The 18,440-nt window shown below is 62.7% G+C and carries 14 protein-coding genes; 5 read left to right on the top strand and 9 right to left on the bottom strand.

The window, feature by feature from the left end:
* Positions 1-18 precede the first annotated feature (18 nt).
* From NX068_RS01240 to NX068_RS01230, 3 genes are read right to left on the bottom strand one after another with little or no spacing between them, the layout of a single operon-like run.
* Positions 19-999 (bottom strand): SOS response-associated peptidase family protein, encoded by a 981-nt coding sequence (locus NX068_RS01240; RefSeq protein ID WP_263459469.1) that lies wholly within the window; start codon positions 997-999, stop codon positions 19-21.
* A gap of 5 nt (positions 1,000-1,004) precedes the next feature.
* Positions 1,005-1,334: a hypothetical protein gene (locus NX068_RS01235; protein ID WP_263459468.1), complete on the bottom strand. Its 330-nt coding sequence runs from the start codon at positions 1,332-1,334 to the stop codon at positions 1,005-1,007.
* A 41-nt stretch (positions 1,335-1,375) separates the two neighbouring features.
* The gene (locus NX068_RS01230; RefSeq protein WP_263459467.1) at positions 1,376-1,564 is read right to left on the bottom strand and encodes a hypothetical protein; all 189 of its coding nucleotides are present in this window, start codon (positions 1,562-1,564) and stop codon (positions 1,376-1,378) included.
* Between the two features lie 155 nt (positions 1,565-1,719).
* Here NX068_RS01230 and NX068_RS01225 point away from each other — a divergent pair, with 155 nt between their 5' ends.
* The 3 genes from NX068_RS01225 (at position 1,720) to NX068_RS01215 (ending at position 5,355) form a co-directional block, all read left to right on the top strand.
* Complete coding sequence (locus NX068_RS01225; protein ID WP_263459466.1) at positions 1,720-2,175, top strand: LexA family protein; 456 nt, start codon at positions 1,720-1,722, stop codon at positions 2,173-2,175.
* Entirely contained in the window at positions 2,172-3,545 is a 1,374-nt protein-coding gene (locus tag NX068_RS01220) for a Y-family DNA polymerase (RefSeq protein WP_263459465.1), read from the top strand. The genes NX068_RS01225 and NX068_RS01220 overlap by 4 nt, the downstream gene beginning before the upstream one ends.
* A gap of 70 nt (positions 3,546-3,615) precedes the next feature.
* Positions 3,616-5,355: a hypothetical protein gene (locus NX068_RS01215; protein ID WP_263459464.1), complete on the top strand. Its 1,740-nt coding sequence runs from the start codon at positions 3,616-3,618 to the stop codon at positions 5,353-5,355.
* 51 nt (positions 5,356-5,406) lie between these two features.
* Here NX068_RS01215 and NX068_RS01210 read toward each other — a convergent pair whose 3' ends face one another.
* The 3 genes from NX068_RS01210 to NX068_RS01200 are packed head-to-tail and all read right to left on the bottom strand — an operon-like array spanning position 5,407 to position 12,802.
* Positions 5,407-10,140, bottom strand: coding sequence for a DEAD/DEAH box helicase (locus NX068_RS01210; protein ID WP_263459463.1), 4,734 nt, complete (start codon positions 10,138-10,140; stop codon positions 5,407-5,409).
* A gap of 14 nt (positions 10,141-10,154) precedes the next feature.
* The gene (locus tag NX068_RS01205; protein ID WP_263459462.1) at positions 10,155-10,889 is read right to left on the bottom strand and encodes a helix-turn-helix transcriptional regulator; all 735 of its coding nucleotides are present in this window, start codon (positions 10,887-10,889) and stop codon (positions 10,155-10,157) included.
* Entirely contained in the window at positions 10,886-12,802 is a 1,917-nt protein-coding gene (locus NX068_RS01200; protein ID WP_263459461.1) for a hypothetical protein, read from the bottom strand. Before NX068_RS01200 ends, NX068_RS01205 begins: the two co-directional genes overlap by 4 nt.
* A 324-nt stretch (positions 12,803-13,126) precedes the next feature.
* Between NX068_RS01200 and mutS the strand changes: the two genes are divergently transcribed.
* Both mutS and NX068_RS01190 read left to right on the top strand, forming a co-directional pair.
* Complete coding sequence (gene mutS, locus NX068_RS01195; protein WP_263459460.1) at positions 13,127-15,706, top strand: DNA mismatch repair protein MutS; 2,580 nt, start codon at positions 13,127-13,129, stop codon at positions 15,704-15,706.
* Positions 15,707-15,713: 7 nt separating this feature from the next.
* Positions 15,714-16,484: a spermine/spermidine synthase domain-containing protein gene (locus NX068_RS01190; RefSeq protein WP_263459459.1), complete on the top strand. Its 771-nt coding sequence runs from the start codon at positions 15,714-15,716 to the stop codon at positions 16,482-16,484.
* A gap of 15 nt (positions 16,485-16,499) precedes the next feature.
* Here the strand turns inward: NX068_RS01190 and dnaQ are convergent, their stop codons facing one another.
* Genes dnaQ through NX068_RS01175 form a run of 3 tightly spaced genes read right to left on the bottom strand, consistent with a single transcriptional unit; the run spans position 16,500 to position 18,427 of the window.
* On the bottom strand, positions 16,500-17,219 hold the full coding sequence (gene dnaQ / locus NX068_RS01185; protein ID WP_263459458.1) for a DNA polymerase III subunit epsilon: 720 nt from the start codon (positions 17,217-17,219) through the stop codon (positions 16,500-16,502).
* A gap of 20 nt (positions 17,220-17,239) precedes the next feature.
* The gene (gene rnhA, locus NX068_RS01180; protein WP_263459457.1) at positions 17,240-17,698 is read right to left on the bottom strand and encodes a ribonuclease HI; all 459 of its coding nucleotides are present in this window, start codon (positions 17,696-17,698) and stop codon (positions 17,240-17,242) included.
* Positions 17,699-18,427 carry a class I SAM-dependent methyltransferase gene (locus NX068_RS01175; protein WP_263459456.1) on the bottom strand — a complete coding sequence of 243 codons (729 nt, stop codon included), beginning with the start codon at positions 18,425-18,427 and terminating at the stop codon, positions 17,699-17,701. It lies immediately after the preceding gene.
* Between the last annotated feature and the right edge of the window lie 13 nt (positions 18,428-18,440).

The following is an 18,440-nucleotide window of genomic DNA, read 5'->3' as shown; positions in this document are numbered from 1 at the left end:
TTTGTATGGAAGCCTCCGCTACGCAGCGTCCCTGGCTTCCAGTAGTTCGTAGTACGGATGACGCTTGTCGTCGAATATTGCGAACAATTCGTCGTCGGATCTGCCTTGTGGCGTGAGCCAGGCTTGGGCGTGTTCGGGCTTGATATTGATGATGGTGCGATCGTGGCCCGCTGCAGCCACTTCCGGTTCGGGCTCGTCGGTGATGGCGGCAAAGGACCACAGGTCGGGCTCCCTGCCTTCCGGATCCGTCCAGTGCGAATACAGGCAGGCTATGAACATGGTCTCGCCGGTCCTGGGCTGGAAGTGGATTTCCTTGCTCCCACCCTTCCCGTCCTCGACGCTCTCGTAGAACGTTTCGGCCAGCATGAGGCAATGCGTTGAACCGAACTGCGGACGCCAGAACTTGGTCAGGTTGTCGCGCCTGGCGTTGTACTTGCCCGAGACTTTGCCGTCCTTGGTGAAATCGGTCGACGGATCCATTCCCTGGGGGCGGCACAGGTAGCGCATGGGTCGCACGATCGGCTTGCCGTCCTCGATCAGGAGAACCGGGGCGTACCAGAGCGGGAAGATCCGGTCGTCCTTCTCGGGCTGGTGGCTGGTGCGCTTGGCGTCCGCGATCCAGCGTTCCATCTGCTTGATCTTGTTGGTGGCCTTGCGCACCTCTTCCTGGGCGGTCTTGGTGATCTTCTTGGCCAACTTGGCTTCGTTGAGTGCCAGGCGTTCGCGCTGCTTCTCCAGTTCTTTCTCGCTCTCGTCGAGTTTGTATCCGTTCCACACCCCCACCAGGTCCTGGATCTTTCGTTCCAGTTCTGTTCGTGGGCGCAGGAAGTTCAGGTCCATGCCCTTGGGGATCTTGTGGCCGTCGCTCTGCTTGCGGCGGATCCGGTACTTCTCGTCCCGGTGGAGGTACAACTTCCAGAACTCTTCGATATCGATATCCGCGCCGAAATCCTTGACGTAGGTGTCATAGAGGGCGTGGCATTCAGCGGAGTAGCACATGGCAACTACGCTTCCTCGTCGATCAAGGTCTGGATAGCAGGAGGCAGTTCGTCGAGTGGGTATGGCCCATCTTCTTGTTTATCCCACACCCGCCCTTCGGCTACTACTTCGTCTGGCCACAAACTTTGATTACCAGGGTCTTCAAGGATTTCATCACCATCCTTTGTGATGGACAGGATCGCCATTTCTTGCAGGCACATGTCCCATCGGGAGTCTCCCTTATGGAAGTTATCGGCCAGGATTGCCATGGCTTCTTCGAGGGAGTCCGCCTCGATCCCGACTCCACCCGTTACGTGGTAGATCCGTTCAAGCACCGAGAAAGAGTAATGCGGCATATTTCGTCCTAGTGAAGATGGTTGTGAGTGGGAGTAGCGGGTCAGGTTACCTGCTCGATCTTGCAGTCGGCGATCAGCCAACCATGATCATTGGAGACGCGATTGACGGCGTCGTTCTCGGCGTCCTCGGAAGGGTCCTCGTCCAGGTCGACCACGACTTCCACGGGCAGGCCTGGAACCGACTTGCCGTCGGTCTCCCACTGAATGTCGTATACGCGATAGGTCGTCATGGCGTCCAGCGTAGCGCAGTCAGGAAGTGGTGATGTTTCACGGCGTTTCACGCCCCTGTTCAGGCTAATACTAATGGCGGGTCGAATGGTCCGGGCGTAGCCTGTCTCCCCGGCGTCTCACTGTTTGAGCCGACGGTCAGTCAGGATCGCCCGCCATGCTCGCCAAGTTCACACCCCACCCTCCCACGCTGATCGGCCCCGTCGGGGTGTTCTCGGCGCGCACCCTGCCGCTCCTGGGCACGACAGCCGCCTGTGGCTTTCCCAGCCCTGCCGAAGACTTCTTCCGGGAAGACGATCGGCTGGACTTGAACGAAAAGTTGATCGCCAATCCTCCGGCGACCTTCCTCATGCGCGCGGACTGCGGCGGTTCCATGCGGGCTTACGGGATCCAGGACGGCGATCTGCTGATCGTCGATCGGTCGATCAATCCGAGGCCTGGCCACACGGTGGTCGTGAACTGGGAAGGCGGGTTCGTGTGCAAGAAACTGCTGTTGCAGGCTGGGCGCTATGTGCTGGCCAGCAGTCCTGGCTATGCCCCGATCGTAGTGCCCGAGGACGTGGAGTTGGACGTGTGGGGCGTCGTGCGAAGCAACGTGCATTTCCACCTATGACCACTCCCGCACCCACAACACTGAAGGGCGCGGACGACACGCCCGCGCAAGCGCCGCGGTTCGGCTTGATCGACGGCAACACGTTCTATGTGTCGTGCGAGCGCGTGTTCGATCCTCGCTTGCGCGGACAACCGACGGTAGTGCTGGGAAATGGGGACGGGTGCTGTATTGCCCTGTCTCCGGAAGCCAAAGCGCTGGGATTGAAGATCGGCACACCCATCTTCCAGGTGCCGAAAGAAATCCTCGACCAGGTCCAGGTGAAGTCGGCGCAGTTTGAGTTGTACGGCGATATCAGTGCCCGGATCGTGGAAGTGTTGCGCGACATGTTCCCCCGTGTCGAGGTCTACTCGATCGACGAAAACTTCGTCGACGTGGAGGGGATGAAGGACCCGGAAGCGCTGTGCCTGGAGGCCCGCGAACGGATCTTGCGGTGGGTCGGGATCCCCTGCTGCGCCGGCCTCGGCTCAACACGCACGCTGGCAAAGGCCGGCAACAAACTGGCCAAGACCGCGTCCAAGCGCGCGGTGAACGCCGGGCGTCTGGCCGTGTTCCATGCCACCCCACAGAATATCGACGCCCTTGCAGTCGAGGATGTGTGGGGTGTCGGGCCACGCTTTGCGGCCCGATTGAATGCCGAAGGCGTGACGACGGCTGCACAGTTGGCGGCGTTGCCTGCCGAGCATGTGCGCGCCCGCTATGGCGTGGTGCTGGCGCGCACCCAGCAGGAGTTGCGTGGGGTGGCCTGTTCAGACCTGGAACTGGAAGAGCCCGATCGCCAGCAACAGGTGGTCAGCCGCATGTTTGGTCGCGACGTGGCCGACCCCTGGGACGCGCTATCGGTCTTTGCCACGGTGGCCTGCGAGAAAATGCGCAAGCGTGGCTTGGCGGCTGGGGCGCTCTGGGTGTGGCTGGATGGCAACCCGCACCGGGGCAATGGCTTTCATGTCTCCAGGGCGGTGCCCTTCCCCTTCCCCACGATCGACACCGGGGAAGTGCTGCAGGCGGTGCGGTTCCTCATGAAGTCCATGATGGACCACGCCGACCGTGGGAGGCGTCCTTCAGAAAAAGGCATGACGCTGTACAAGCGCGGCGGCGTGGGCCTGACCGACCTGGTGAGGCAGGATCAGCGTCACGCCGACCTGTTCTTCGGCCCCGATGAGCGGCGCGAACGAGGGATGGAAGTCCTGGACAAGATCAACGCCAAGTGGGGGCGCGGCACCGTTGGGATGGGCACTACGGGCTGGCGCGTGGGCGGTGCCCGACCCGGGGAGCGCCGGGTGGGTGGTCGGTACGCGCAATGGCGCCCGACCTTGAAGGCATTGTCGCCTGCGTATACGACGAGGTGGGACGACTTGTTGCGGGTGAGGTAGACCGGATCGCTGGAGTCGGGTTATAAGGCAGGAACCGGGCCATCAGGCCCATCGTGGACAGGGGAACCGCGTGGCAGAAGAGCGGATTGCGATCAATATGGCAGCCCTGGAAGGGCTGGAAATCACACCCCAGATGGCCATGGTAGCCGCCGTCTTGAGGGACACTCCCAGGGCCGAGTTATACCCCCTCATCCTCAAGTTGCTGACGGCCTGGTCGGCGGGACCCGAACGGATCCTTGCGTTCTTCTACCGGGACAATCCTGCCCTCGTCGACCAAGCCGAAGAGTTGCTTGCCCTGGATCTGCTCGACGGCTGGCCCCCTGGCATGAAGCAACACGCCATCGAGGAAGACTCCTTCGCGAAGATGATGGTGCTCTCCTTGGTTGGTCACCCGGTTTCGGAGGACCCGTTGGCCGCGTATAGGCAGGCAATCAAGAACAAGCAGTACAGCATGGCCTTGTGGGCTTTGCAGGTCCACGGCGAGGAAGTCGCCGAAGGCCTGACGAAGGACTGGCACAAGGACTACCTGACGCTGGCCCAAGGGGGCGATGGTATTCCTTACTTCGCCGCCCAGAAGTTGAATGGCGTGGTGTGCACGTTCGCCCCCTCGCTCTGGCAAAAAGGACTTGAGGCCCTGGCGAAGGAAAAAGGAAGGCCAGACTCCATCGGGTATTTCCACGGCCAAGGCCAGCAGATGGCCAGTCAGCCCAACCTCCCGATCGACATGATCATCAAGAGCAAATGGGGCGCGTATCCCAGCGAGCAAAGCCACCAGGCCGGCCAGACAGGATCAATGTTGGACGCCGTGAACATGGCGGCGCTGGAAGGTGCCGAACCTCACCCCGAAACGCAACTGTTGAAGTTCGTGTACGACCAGCACCAAGATCGCGCACCTCTGCTTCCCCTTGTTCAAGCATTGCAAGGGTGTTGGCACAACGATCCCGCGCGGATCTTGGCGTTCTTCATGCGGGACAACCGGGAGTTGGTGCCTTACGCCAAAAGCGTTCTGGGATTGGACCTGCTGGATTGGTCCGAACCCATGTGGAAGATGGCGGTGGAGTCGGACTCCTTTGCGAGGTTCGCCACCCTGGTCATGGCGCTCAATCCCCAAAGCCCGCCCACACAACCCGCCGCAGGCTTGATCACGGCTATCCTGGACCAGCACTACGAGACAGCCGCAGGCTACATGGGCTTCTTCGGACATATTGCCGCTTCTGGTGTTGCTGACCGCTGGACAGCGCTGTATTGGTCGATGTACGAGAACGGCGACGAACGCGCTGTGGCCACGGCCCAAATGCTCAACGGCATGATGAAACGCTATGCCCGCAGGGTGTGGGATCGCGATATTGGAAGGCTCGCCAAGAAACTTGGCGAGGAACGAAACACTTCACTGGATACATGCCAGGGGTACTTGAGTAGCGAAGCCGATACATTCGCTGACGCAGCCCAGCACGCCCTGCAGCTCTATGTGATGGAAGAATGGCAAGACTATCCTGCAAATGGTCTCGATGAATGCGATGAACATGACCAGGAGGACGAAGACGATTTCGATGACGCTGAACTCGACACCTCCATTGAAGCAGATCCCTACGCCGCAGCGGTCATTGGGTATCTTCTACACACGGAAGGAGACGACTCGGACCAGCCATTGGAAGTTCGACAGAACTTGTTCAACTTGGCCAAAACCATGTCCACCCTGCTCAACCAGGACCGCACAGAAATCGCCAAACGTATTGTCATTTTGAGCAAGTCCGACAAGCCGCTGGAAGAAGTAATCGCGGATCTTGAACGCCTGGAAATCGGTGTCTGATACAAGGAATGGGCGGGCTACTGCGACGTAGCCCGCTCCGCTTTCCCAGCCCTACTTCCGCTCGTTCAGCGCCGGCAACGCCTCAACGATCTTCCGGGTTTCCACCGACACGGTGACGATCCGCTTGATCAGGTCGACGATGTAGGACGGATCGGTTGACCAATCGTTGGGGTCGTTGACGATCCCGGACGCCTTGTCGGTGTCCATCTGGTAGCACTCCAACAGCCACTCGATCGCCGACTTGCCATTAACCTGGTAGCCGTAGGCCTCTTCTGGAATACCGGTCAACGTGATCTGGTTGTTGACGATGATCGCGGAGCGATCGGCCTCCTTCCCCTTCTTGCCGAACCGCATTTTCGCCACGCGGTGATCGGCTTTCGGGTCCAGGCCCAACTGTCCGGTGGTCTGGCCCAGCGGATAGGGATTGGCTTGCTCGTAGCCGACATGCAGGTCTGCGAGCGAACGGCCTGCCTTGGCGAATGCTTGGAAGTCCTGGGCCAGCGGAATGCGGGGCAGCATTTTCTTCAGGTCGGACGCAAAGCGAGTGGTGTATTCGGGGCTATGCAGGACGCCGTAGATATAGAAGAACAGATCCTCGTCAGAGATATCCCCGTAGACCTTCTTGAACTCTGCGACGACACGACTATCCAACCCAGACGAGTGGCCGGCGAACATGCCATCGGTGCAGTCGCCATAGTCATGCAGGGGGAACCAGGGCGACGCGTGTTGAAGGTGGAGATCCGGAACCACCGCCGCCATCAACGGCGTGAACGCCTTGGTCGATCCAATCTCCGTAGTCGAAATCACCAGGTTCTTGGCGGCGTCCGTCGGGAAGTACCGCGGCAACTTGTTGGTGTATTCGCAGAAATCCTTGTTGACGTAAGCCCAGGTCTTCACGAAGGGGCGATACATGGCCACCCGCACGCAAGCGGGGTCGAACTTGATTTTCTTCTTGCGTACCACGTCCGCTTTGAGCCCGCGCGACCAACTGATTTTTTGCGGGTCCTTCGCGACAAAAGCTTCAATCTGTTCTTTCGGCTTGGCAGGATTAGTCGCCCAGAATGCGTCCATCTGTTCGTTGTAGAACTTGATCATGGCCTTCACGTTCTTCTCCAGCTTTGCTCGGGAGAAGTTGTAAGCCCAGGCGTCGCGACTGGTTTCTAGGCCGCGCGAGTAGGACGAAAAGACTGACTTGGATCCAGCGCCCTTCTCGCCCATCGGAATGAAGTGGTCATAGGCCGGATCCCGCTGGTTGATCCAGTCATGCTCGGGGTTCGGCGTAATCGACTGCCAGGGGATTGAACCGATCCCACCGAACTGCTGGATGATGTCGAGTTTCTGTTCGCGCGACAGGTAGGAACCAATATCGTGGTAGTGGATCTGGCAGGGTTGCTTGGCATTCTTGCTGTTCTTTACCAGCAGGGTGATGGCGATCGATGACCGCGAGCCACCTCCAAAGATCTTGCCGCCTTCGGCCCTGGACACTTCACCCGACGTATTGATCTGATCGCCCCGCAGGTTGAACACGTAGATCGACTGGAACTCGTCGGTCAGGCTCTTGCGCATACCGTCGGCCGCTTTGCCGTCGATGTAGAAGCCGTTGGAGACGAAGCAGACGATCCCGTTGTCCTTGATCCGGTTCGACGCCCAGCGGAAGGCCCGGATATAGGAGTTGTACAGGCTGGACTTGTTGGTGGCCGTGGAATGCTCGGCGTAGGTCGAGCGGATATCGCCGTCCAACTTGTCGTACTTCAAGTTGGCGTTGCTGTCGTTGGCCGAGTCCTGGGCGCCGGCATACGGCGGGTTGCCGATGATCACACGGATCTCGGTCTTCTTCTGGCGCTTGGCGCGCTTGTCGTTCTCGGGAAAGACTTCCTCGAACTGCCCTTCCTCTTCGCCCAACTGGAAGGTGTCGGTCAGCACAATGCCGTCGAACGGGGTGTAATCGCCGCCCGTCAAGCCATGGTAAGCCTCTTCGATATTGATCGCGGCGATGTAGTACGCGAGCAGCACGATTTCGTTGGCGTGCAACTCCCGCTGGAACTTGCGCTTGGCGTCCTCGGGCGGGATCAGGCCCGACTGCAGCAGGCGCACCAGGAAGGTGCCGGTACCGGTGAACGGGTCGAGGATATGCACACCCTCGTCGGCCAGCCCCTGGCCGAACTCTGCGCGCAAGGCTTCGTCGGCGGACTTGATGATGAAGTCCACCACGGGCACGGGGGTGTAGACGATCCCCAATCGATCGGCCATTTTCTTGAAGGCGATGGCAAAGAACTTGTCATACAGTTCTGTAATGACCTTCTGCTTGCCCTCGGCGTTGTCCACGCCTTCCACACGCAGCCTCACGTCGTTGTAGAACTTGTCCAGGCTCTCGGTTTCCTTGTCGAGCGCCTGGTCTTCCAGCACCTTCAAGACCTTGTCCATGGAAATGGACACGGGGTTGTTCTGGGAGAACTTGTAGTTCTCGAACAACGCCTCGAATACGGGCTTGGTGATCAGGTGTTGGGCCAGCATTTCAATCGCGTCGTCCTTGGTGATCGACGGATTGATGTTCTTGTGCAGACCTTTGAGGAACCGGGCAAACGCCTTGCTGGCCTTGCTCTCGGGGTCGGCCAACAAGAGCGTGATCCGGTCGATATGGCGCTGGGCGATATCGGCGACCTTGCCCGCCCACTGTTCCAGGTACTTCCTGGTGCCGACCTTCTGGACGATCTTGGCAAAGATGGCGTTGCGCCACTCGTCCAAGTGCGGGAAGGCGAACCCGATCTGCTGGCCGGCTTGCCCTTCCTTGCCGTCCTTGCCTTCGGTGCCAGGCTTCTTCCCGCCCACGCCAATGACATTGATCTTGCCCGCGCCCGGATCCTTGTTCAGGTCGATCTTGTTAATCAGGGCGTTGAACCGATCGTCGTGGGCACGCAGGGCTTGCAGCACCTGCCAGACCACCTTGTACTTCTTGTTGTCCTTCAACGCCTCTTCGGGCGTGAGGTCCGCGGGCACGCCGATGGGCAGGATGATGTAGCCGTACTTCTTGCCTTCGGCGCGGCGCATGACGCGGCCCACCGACTGGACCACGTCCACGACACTGTCGCGCGGATTGAGGAACAGCACGGCGTCGAGCGCCGGCACGTCCACACCTTCGGACAGGCAGCGAGCGTTGGACAGGATCCGGCAGGTGTTGCCTTCGGCGTCCTCTTTCAACCAGTCCAGTTTCTGGTTGCGCAGCAGGACGTTGTAGGTGCCGTCGACATGTTCGACTTCGCACCGCAACAGGTCTTCTTCCTGGCCGTCGATGTACTGGTCGACCACTTCGGGGAACAACTTGGCCAGGTGCTTGGATGACTTGATATCCCTCGCAAAGGCCACGGCCCGTCGCATGGGATGGGGATCCAGCGTTGCGGTGTTGTCGCCCTCGGTGGCTTGAAGCCGCTTGGACAAGCCGTTCCAGCACCCAACGATCTTGACCACGTCGTCAAGGTTCAGTTCCTTGTTCTCGTCGGCCAACTGGGACTGGAAGGTCTTGGACACGGACTTCTCGTCCACCGCGAGCACCATCACCTTGTAGTCGGCCAGCAAGCCCTGGGAAACGGCCTCGCCGAACCCCAACCGGTGGAACTCGGGACCGAACAAGGCCTCGTTATCCATCGAGGCGATTTCGGCGCCGGCCTCGTCGGCCTTGGTCTTGGACTCGTCGGCGTAGATCTTGGGTGTGGCCGTCATGTACAGCCGGTGCTTGGCTGCCAGGAACTCGGGCTTGTGGACCCGGACGAACGCGCTTTCGTCGTCGTCCGCCAAGGTCACGCCCGTGGTGCGGTGCGCTTCGTCGCAGACGATCAGGTCGAACTCCCCTACCCCATGCTTCTTCTGGGCCTGTGAGATGACGTCGATCGACTGGTAGGTGGAGAAGATGACGGTGCGGCGCGTATCACCTTTGGGGCGTGCGGCCATCGCCAACCCCAGGCGCTTGGCGTCGGTGGTGGCCGGGAACGCCAGGTCGTGGACGGCGATATCTTCGGAGTGCTTGCCCACCTTGGTGTCGGAACACACGGCGAACGCGCGGATCTCGTCCGTGGCCTGGGCCGTCCACTCTTTGAGCGTCTGGGACAGCAAGGAAATAGAGGGCACCAGGAACAGCACCAGGCCATTGCTGGGCGTTTCCTGCTCCACGATTTTCAGGCTGGTAAAGGTCTTGCCCGTCCCGCAGGCCATGATCAACTTGCCGCGCTCATGCTCGGCAAAGCCCTTGGCCACGGCCTTGAGCGCGGCCTGCTGGTGCTTGAACGGCTTCTTCTTGTTGCGCAGCACGACATGGTCGGGCTTGGCCAGCGAGAACTTCGACCAGTCGACCGCGCTGTCTTCCAGATCCTGGACGCGCAAGCGCGCACAGGGGATCTGCTGGGCTTCCAGCGCGTCTTCGGCGTGCTTGCTCCACTTGTCGGTCGTGGAGACGATCAGGCGCGAGGCGAACGGTGCCTTGCCCGACGCGGTAAAGAACGAGTCGATATCGCCCTTCTGCAGGTAGTAGGTCGGCGTATAGAACTTGCACTGGATCGCCACCAGCGCCCCGGTGTCGCGTTCCTTGGCCACCAGGTCAATACCGGTATCACCCTTGCCACCGCGGTCTGGCCATTCGGTCCACAGCCACACGTCGGAGAAGCGCGAGACGTACAGGGGATCGGTGGTCAGGTACGCCTTGATCAGGCGCTCGAACTTGCCGCCCTTGTCCCGGTGGTCCGTTGCGGCCTCGGCGAGTTCGTCGAGGATGTGGTGAATGGTGGTTTCCGCCATGGTGGTCTCGTAGATCAGAGGTCGCGCCGAACAGCGCGATCGTTAGTGTGTTTACCCACCTCGGCCATCAGCCGTAGGCGTTTGTGGTGGCTTTCGGCGCGCTGGATCGACTGGTTCAATGCGGCCACATAGGCGGCGGTGAAATGCTCATGGCGTTCCAGGTCGACCCAGTCCTCCAGCAGAGCCTCGTCCAGCGCCAACCAGACCAGTTCGCCGTCTTCCAAGTCGTCGTCGGATACAACAAGGGCGTGGCCCAACAGGCGCTCGCCATCGAAGATCCAGGGATGGGGTTCAGCGGCGGACGCCAGGCTATCGAAGGCCATGATCCGGCGATCGCCACTCTCGCGGAGCGCCTTGCGCAGTGAGGCAGCACGGGCTTCCATTTCGGCAAGTTCAGCGCGTAGTGCATTGCGCTTGGCTTCTTCCCGGTGTTGCTCACGTACTTCCGGACTATCGAAGTGCGTTCGCGCGTCCTGCCAGGTTTTCAGGTCGTTGAACGGAAAGTAGAGACGTTCGTTCTGCGATCGGCTGGATCCTGGGCGTTTGACGTGGGGCGGCCCGTCGCCGGCCTGGATCATGCGGTACAGGGTGCTGCGAGAAATCCCCAGGAACCGCAGTGCCGCGGGCTGGGACAACTGCGCCAAGGTTCCCGCCTTGGCGCGTTGGATTTCGTCATCGAGTTTGGCGTTGCGCGACGCAATATCCGCGTCAAGCGCCTCGACACTCCGAGCAACCGGAATGGTGGTCATTCTTCTTCGCTCTCCCCCTGCGATCGATGGGTCCACGCCAGAACAACAGGCGGATCGTTCGCCTCGTCCTTCTCCGGGCGGTCAGGCCCGCGCAAGCGGTTCCAGACCCGGGGACTTGTCCGGATCATAGCGTCCTCCACCGTCGCCATGGCGGCTCGCACGTCGGACCATTCCTGGTCGCTGTAATACCGGGCCGTGTTGTCTTCCATCTGGTCGTCGCCATCCTTGCCCTTGGCGCGGAAGTGCCGGATCAGTTCGGACGACATACGCCCCGACAGGTGCTTGGACGCGAACCGGCCCATGGTGCGCCGGAAGTCGTGGGCCGTCAGGTTCACGTCGATATCGTTGGCCAGGTCCAGCCGCCCGGTCTCGATCCGCAGGTTCTTCAACAGCGATTTGCTGTCCTTGTAATGCCCGTCCTTCGCCTTGGTCGATCGGGCGGGAAAGACCCAGATGGCGTTGCGTCGACGGGCTTCCTCGCGCTCGATGGCTTTGCGGTACAGGGCCAACTTCACTTCGTCGATCGTGCGCTTCTTGGCGTCCGCCAGTTGCGCCTTGGCCTTGGCCAAGCGCTCGTCATAGTTCTCCAGCGTGTCCAGGCGATCGTCCCAGCGCCACCGCAAAATCCGCTCGGCAAAGTAGGCAATCGGAATGTATTGGACGACACCGGTCTTGGTGTCGTGGAGGAAGGCTTGGGAGCCGCGCCGTCCGGTGGTGGGGTTCTTGTCCTCTGGCGTCGGTGCCAACCAGACCCAGGACACTTCCTCATGCACCAACTGCGTTTCCGTGCAGTCCTGGTACCAGCGCAGCACCGCACCTTCATTGCGGCGCAGGCCCCACAACATGACGATGAACAGATAGTCCACGCCCACGCGCTGGCTGGGATCGGTGAACGCCTCCCGGCGTTGGATCAGCGCCTTCATGGTGCGCTGCAAGGACTGGTCGTCCTCGGCCTCGCCCAACGGATTGCGCACCCTGGCCTTACGGTAGTGGGCGCGCAACTGGGTGTGGTCGCGGAAATACCCTTCCTTGAACAGGATCTTGGTCGGATCGACTTTCAACTCGGGCTCGCGCCGCTCAAGCGCCGCGGTATCTGCCTCTTCCTCGATGACCATCCGGATTGCCCGGTGGATATCGCCGAAGGTGTGTTCGGTCGCGGCCAGTCCAGCCGACAAGGCGCGCTGAATATGGCGCCCCTTGAACCCCAAGGCTTCTATCTGCGAGGCCGACAACTTCCACCACTCCCCAGCCGCCTTCAAGACCTTCTTCTGGTCGTCATTGAACAGGTTGGAGCGATCCATACAAGCCACCCGGCAGGCGTTCCACGCCTCGATCATGGGGTGGGTCTGGATCGTGCCCTCTTTCAGATTATCCACCAGTTTCCGCACTTCCTTGTCGGCCAAGCCCACCTCCTTCCGTTCGATCCGGCGCAGGCTGGCCCGCACCGCCTCGACGCTACTGGGCTTGATCGTTCCATTGGTCATGTTGGAATGCAGGTGCGCGATATAGCGTGCCAAGCAGGCCCGGACCGTGATCGATCGTCTTGCCTGGGCTTCCTTATGTCGGCGCTCCTTCTTTTTAGGGGTCTCTCCATCGACCCGCACCGACTTGCGGCTGGCCAGGGCCTTGGCCAGCGCTTCTTCCATCGTCAGTTCAAGGACAGTCCCCAAGGTCTCGCGCTTGGTCTGGGTACCCACGCCCGTCCCGGTCTGGACTTCATAGGTGTTCTTGGTCTTGCCGACCCGCACCCCAAAGCCAGACAGGCCCCTCTGCCCTGGTGTTGCGTCCCCGGCGATCGCCAGGAGAAACCGATAGGGCGTGCCGTCATGTTCGACTAACCGGGTTCGCCCCGTCGCCACGTCAATGGCCGGCTTCTCGAAGGGAGTCAGTTTCCGCAACTGGTTCTGGGTCAAGTGATAGCGTTGACCCCGCTGCTGGCCGTCTGGCTTCCCCACGCCACACTCCCCTTCTAACTCCACGACACCCGCATAATAAACCCGCTTTTCATTTGCCATGACACAGGAACCCTCAAAGGCCGATTTCTTGGACTTTTGCCAAATCCAGCCCATTTCAGGGACTTGCGGTTTCGTGGCAAAAGAATGGCAAAAGAAAACGACACAACCTGCGACACCGAGACACAACACAACCGCTCAATCATGACCGATCAACCTTCTATGTCATTGAATAACAAGGGTATAACCAAGCCTGACAAGGAAGGGCAAGACCATACGCCACTTATGCAGCAGTACATCCGCATAAAGCAGCAACACCCCGACACCTTGCTGTTCTACCGCATGGGCGATTTCTACGAGCTGTTCTTCGACGATGCGGAAAAGGCGGCGCGCCTGCTCGACATCACGCTGACCACGCGAGGACAGTCCAATGGCCAACCGATCAAGATGGCGGGCGTACCCTTCCACGCCGTCGAGCAATACCTGGCGCGGCTGGTCAAGCTCGGCGAGGCGGTGGTCATTGCCGAGCAGGTCGGCGAACCCGGTGCCACCAAGGGGCCGATGGAGCGCGCCGTCAGCCGCATCGTCACCCCCGGCACGCTGACCGACGCCGCGCTGCTCGACGACCGCCGTGATGCATTGCTGCTGGCGGCCAACCTGCACCGGGGCGTGCTCGGCCTGGCCTGGCTGAACCTCGCCAACGGCGACTTCCGCCTGATGCAGTGCCCGTCCGAGACCCTGCAGGCGCAGTTCGAGCGCCTGCGCCCGGCCGAAGTGCTGATTCCGGACGGCCTGTCGCTGCCCCTGCTCGACACCCTGGCGCCGGCGCTGCGGCGGCTGGCCGACTGGCAGTTCGACGCCGAGACCGGCACCCGGCTGCTGACCACGCATTTCGGCACCCGCGACCTGGTCGGCTTCGGCGTCGAAGAGCTGCCGGTGGCGCTCGGCGCGGCGGCGGCGCTGTACGACTACGCCCAGGCCACCCAACGCCAGACGCTTGCCCACGTCACCGGCCTCACCGTCGAGCGCGAATCCGAATACCTGCGGCTGGACGCCGCCACCCGGCGCAACCTGGAACTGACCGAGACCTTGCGCGGCGAAGCCTCACCGACGCTGCTGTCGCTGCTCGACACCTGCGTCACCAGCATGGGCTCGCGCTGGCTGCGCCACGCCCTGCACCACCCGCTGCGCGACCGTACCGTGCCGGCCACACGCCAGGCCGCGGTGGCGGAGCTGGTGGAAGGGTTTTCCACCGGCCTCGGCGACGAGCCCTCCAGCCGCGATGACGATCGCAGCGGACGCAACACCGCCGCCGTGCGCGCCGCGCTGCGCGGCGTGGCCGACGTCGATCGCATCACCGCCCGCATCGCGCTGCGCAGCGCCAGGCCGCGCGACCTGTCGGCACTGCGCGAAAGCCTGGCCCGGCTGCCGGAGCTGGGCGCCGCGCTGCACGGCTGCGGCACGCCGCTGCTGTGCGAGATCCGCGATGCGCTGGAAATCGCCCCCGACGCGCTCGAGCTGCTGCAACGCGCGATCGCCGCCGAACCTGCCGCGATGGTGCGCGACGGCGGCGTGATCGCCGCCGGCTACGATGCCGAGCTGGACGAACTGCGCGACATCCAGAGCAACTGCGGCGAATTCCTGCTGGCGCTCGAAGCGCGCGAGCGCGAACGCAGCGGCATCCCCAACCTGAAGGTGGAGTTCAACCGCGTGCATGGCTTCTACATCGAAGTCAGCCGCGCCAACAGCGAAAAGGTGCCGGACGACTACCGCCGCCGCCAGACGCTGAAGAACGCCGAGCGCTACATCACGCCCGAGCTGAAGGCTTTCGAGGACAAGGCCTTGTCGGCGCAGGAGCGCGCCCTGGCGCGCGAGAAGCTGCTGTACGAGGCGATCCTCGACACCCTGGCCGGCCACATCCCGGTCCTGCAGCGCATCGCCCGCGCGCTGGCACTGCTGGACGGCCTCGCTGCCTTCGCCGAAGCCGCGCTGCGCTACGGCTACGTCCGTCCGCGTTTCCGCGACACGCCCGGCGTGGACATCGCCGGCGGCCGCCATCCGGTGGTCGAGCGCCAGGTCGAGAACTTCATCCGCAACGACGCGCGCCTGGCGGCCACCCGCCGCATGCTGATGATCACCGGCCCCAACATGGGCGGTAAATCGACCTTCATGCGCCAGGTGGCGCTGATCTGTCTGCTCGCCCACATCGGCAGCTTCGTGCCGGCGGACGTCGCCGAACTCGGCCCGCTGGATGCGATCTTCACCCGCATCGGCGCCTCGGACGACCTCGCCTCGGGGCGTTCGACCTTCATGGTCGAGATGACCGAAGCCGCCGCCATCCTGCATGGCGCCACCGAACACAGCCTGGTGCTGATGGACGAGATCGGCCGCGGCACCTCGACTTTCGACGGCCTCGCGCTGGCCGCCGCGATCGCCCGCCAGTTGCTGGAAAAGAACCGCAGCCTGACGCTGTTCGCCACCCACTACTTCGAGCTGACCCGGCTCAATACCGACTACCCCGAGTGTGCCAACGTACACCTCGACGCCGTCGAGCACGGCCACCGCATCGTCTTCCTGCACGCACTGGAGGAAGGCCCGGCGAGCCAGAGCTACGGGATCGAGGTCGCCGCGCTGGCCGGCATCCCGGCGCCGGTGATCCGCGACGCCCGCCGCCGCCTGCGTACGCTGGAGAACCGCGAGATCCACGCCGGACCGCAGGCCGATCTCTTCGCCTCGCTGCCCGAGCCGGAAGCCGAACCGCTGTCGCACCCGGTGCTGACCGAACTCGCTGCGCTCGACCCCGATGCGCTGACGCCGCGCGAAGCGCTCGAGCGCCTGTACGCGCTGAAGCGCCTGGCTTCCTGAGCGGACCATGAACACACCGATCGACATTTCCGAACAAGCCGGCGTGCGCTACCTGCACTTCGGCTCGGACTGGGTGCAGGGCGCGATGCGAATCCGCAAGCCCAATGCACTGGAGCTGGCCTACACCCGCGAGATGATGGCCGGCCTGCTGCTACGCGACGGCCTTGCAGAAGACGCCGGCCAGTGGCCGAAGAAGGTGCTGATCATCGGTCTCGGCGCGGCCTCGCTGGCGAAGTTCGTCCATCACCACTGTCCGCAGGCGCGGATCAGGGTGGTCGAGATCGCCCCTGCGGTGGTTGCCGCCGCGCGCCAGTTCTTCAAGCTGCCGGCCGAGGATGCGCGCTTCTCGATCCACCTCGGCTGCGGCGCGCAATACGTGCTGGAAAAGGACGAGAGCTGGGACTACATCCTGGTCGACGGCTTCGACCGCAACGCCCGCGCCGGTCCGCTGGACACCCTGCCCTTCTACCAGGCAGTGCGCTCGCGCCTGTCCGGCCGGGGCCTGATGGCGGTCAACCTGTTCGGCCGCTCGCGCGGTTACAAGGCCAGTCTCGAGCGCCTGCAAAAAGCCTTCGACGACCGCGTCGTCGCCTTTCCTTCCTGCGACAGCGGCAACGTCGTCGCCTTCGCCGCCGACGGCGAAGCGATCGAACGCCCGCTGGCCGAACTGCGCGAGCGCGCCCGCCTGCTGAAGACTGCCACCGGCCTCGACCTCGGGTCGACGATCACCCGCCTGGAACAGTCGGGCAGCGTACCGGGCGGCAGCCTGCGGCTGTAAGCCCGGCGCCCTGCCTCAGGCTGCCGCCGGCTCCTCGGGCGGCAGCCACAGGCACAAGCCCTTGTTGGCCTTGGCGATGTCGGCCAGCACGCTGTCGTGCGCCTGCAGTTCCTCGCCGGAAGCCCGCAGCACCTTCACCGCCACGCGCGCCCTCGGCACGCCGCCGGCATCGGCCGCGTGCATCGCGGGCTCGTCGTCGAGCGCCATGATCAGGCTTTCCTGGCCGCGGGTCATCGCCAGGTAGACTTCGGCCAGCAATTCCGCGTCCAGCAGCGCGCCGTGCAGCTCACGGTGGCCGTTGTCGATCTCGTAGCGATCGCACAAGGCGTCGAGCGAAGCCTTCTTGCCCGGATTCTGTTCCTTGGCGAGCTTCAGTGTGTCGATGACGCCGGCGCACAAGCGCTTGAGCTTGTCGCGCCCGAGCAGGCTCAATTCGTTGTCGAGGAAACCGACGTCGAAGCTGGCGTTGTGGATGACCAGCTCGGCATCGCGGACGAAATCCTCGAAATCGGCGGCAACGTCGGCGAATTTCGGCTTGTCGGCGAGGAACTCCTCGGTGATGCCGTGCACCGCCACCGCTTCGGCGTCGATGCCGCGCTCCGGGTTCAGGTAGACGTGGAAATGGCGGCCGGTGAGGCTGCGGTTCAGCAGCTCGACGCAGCCGATTTCGATCACACGATCACCGTTGCGCCAGTCCAGGCCGGTGGTTTCGGTATCGAGCACGATCTGTCGCATGTTCTTTCCTTTCCTTCGTCTCAGGGTTCGACCGTGGCGCCGGTCTTGCGCACCTCATCCACGCCGCGGCGGGCCAGCGCATCCGCGCGCTCGTTCTCCACATGGCCGGCATGGCCCTTCACCCACAGCCATTTCACCTGATGCTTTGCCTGCGCGTCGTCCAGCGCGCGCCACAGGTCGGCGTTCTTGACCGGTTCCTTCGAGGCCGTCTTCCAGCCGCGCGCCTTCCAGCCGTGGATCCACTCGGAAATGCCTTTCTGCACGTACTGGCTGTCGGTATGCACCCGGGCACTCACCGGCCGCTTCAGCGTTTCGAGCGCACGGATCACGGCGAGCAGTTCCATGCGGTTGTTGGTCGTCACCGGCTCGCCGCCCCAGATTTCCTTCTCGTGCGCGCCCGATCTCAGGATCGCACCCCAGCCGCCGGGCCCCGGATTGCCGCTGCAGGCGCCGTCGGTGTAGATATCCACTTCTTCCATCTATGTCGTTTTCCTCGTGCCGCCGTTGCGCTGGGCAACGGCGGGAATTCGTTTCGCGGCGGCCTTGCGTTCGCGCCACTTCGGCATGATCAGGCGCATGCCCTGCACCCGCTTCACCCCATGCATCAGATAAACCCCGCCCAGCAACGGCCACCAGCGCGCGCCGGCGCGATCCATCCAGCGCAGGCGTTCGAACCATGGCGCACTGCTCAGCGCCGGCACATGGCAGCCGGATTCGACCGCCAGCACCTCGAAGCCGAGCAGCTTCAGCCAGTCCTTGATGCGCATCACCGACCGGTACTGGCCCCGCCACGGCAACACGCCGTCCCTACGCGCCGCCAGCCGGCGCAGACCCCACAGGCTGAACGGATTCAGCCCGCTCAGCACCACGCTGCCTTCCGGCACCAGCACACGCTCCACCTCGCGCAGCACCTGGTGTGGATCGGCGGAAAACTCCAGCACGTGCGGCATCAGCACCAGATCGATGCTCGCGCTGGCGAAAGGCAGCTCGAACTCGTTCGCCAGCACCGCCGCCGGCCCCGTACGGGCGCAGGCGAAGCGGAAAGGCATGCGATTGGCCGACAGCAGATCCAGGCCGGGCAGGCCGATCTGCACCGCCCTGTAGCCGAAGATGTCCGCCACCATGCGCTCCAGCACGGCTCGCTCCCATTCGAGCAGGTACTGCCCCGGCGGCGTTTCCAGCCACGCGGAGAGATCGGGCATTGACATCGGCGATCAGGCT

The sequence above is a fragment of the Thauera carbonicopians genome (assembly GCF_025699485.1).
Classification (GTDB): domain Bacteria; phylum Pseudomonadota; class Gammaproteobacteria; order Burkholderiales; family Rhodocyclaceae; genus Thauera.
The sequence above is the reverse complement of the archived record's forward strand: the minus strand, read 5'-3'. Positions and strand labels throughout refer to the sequence as shown.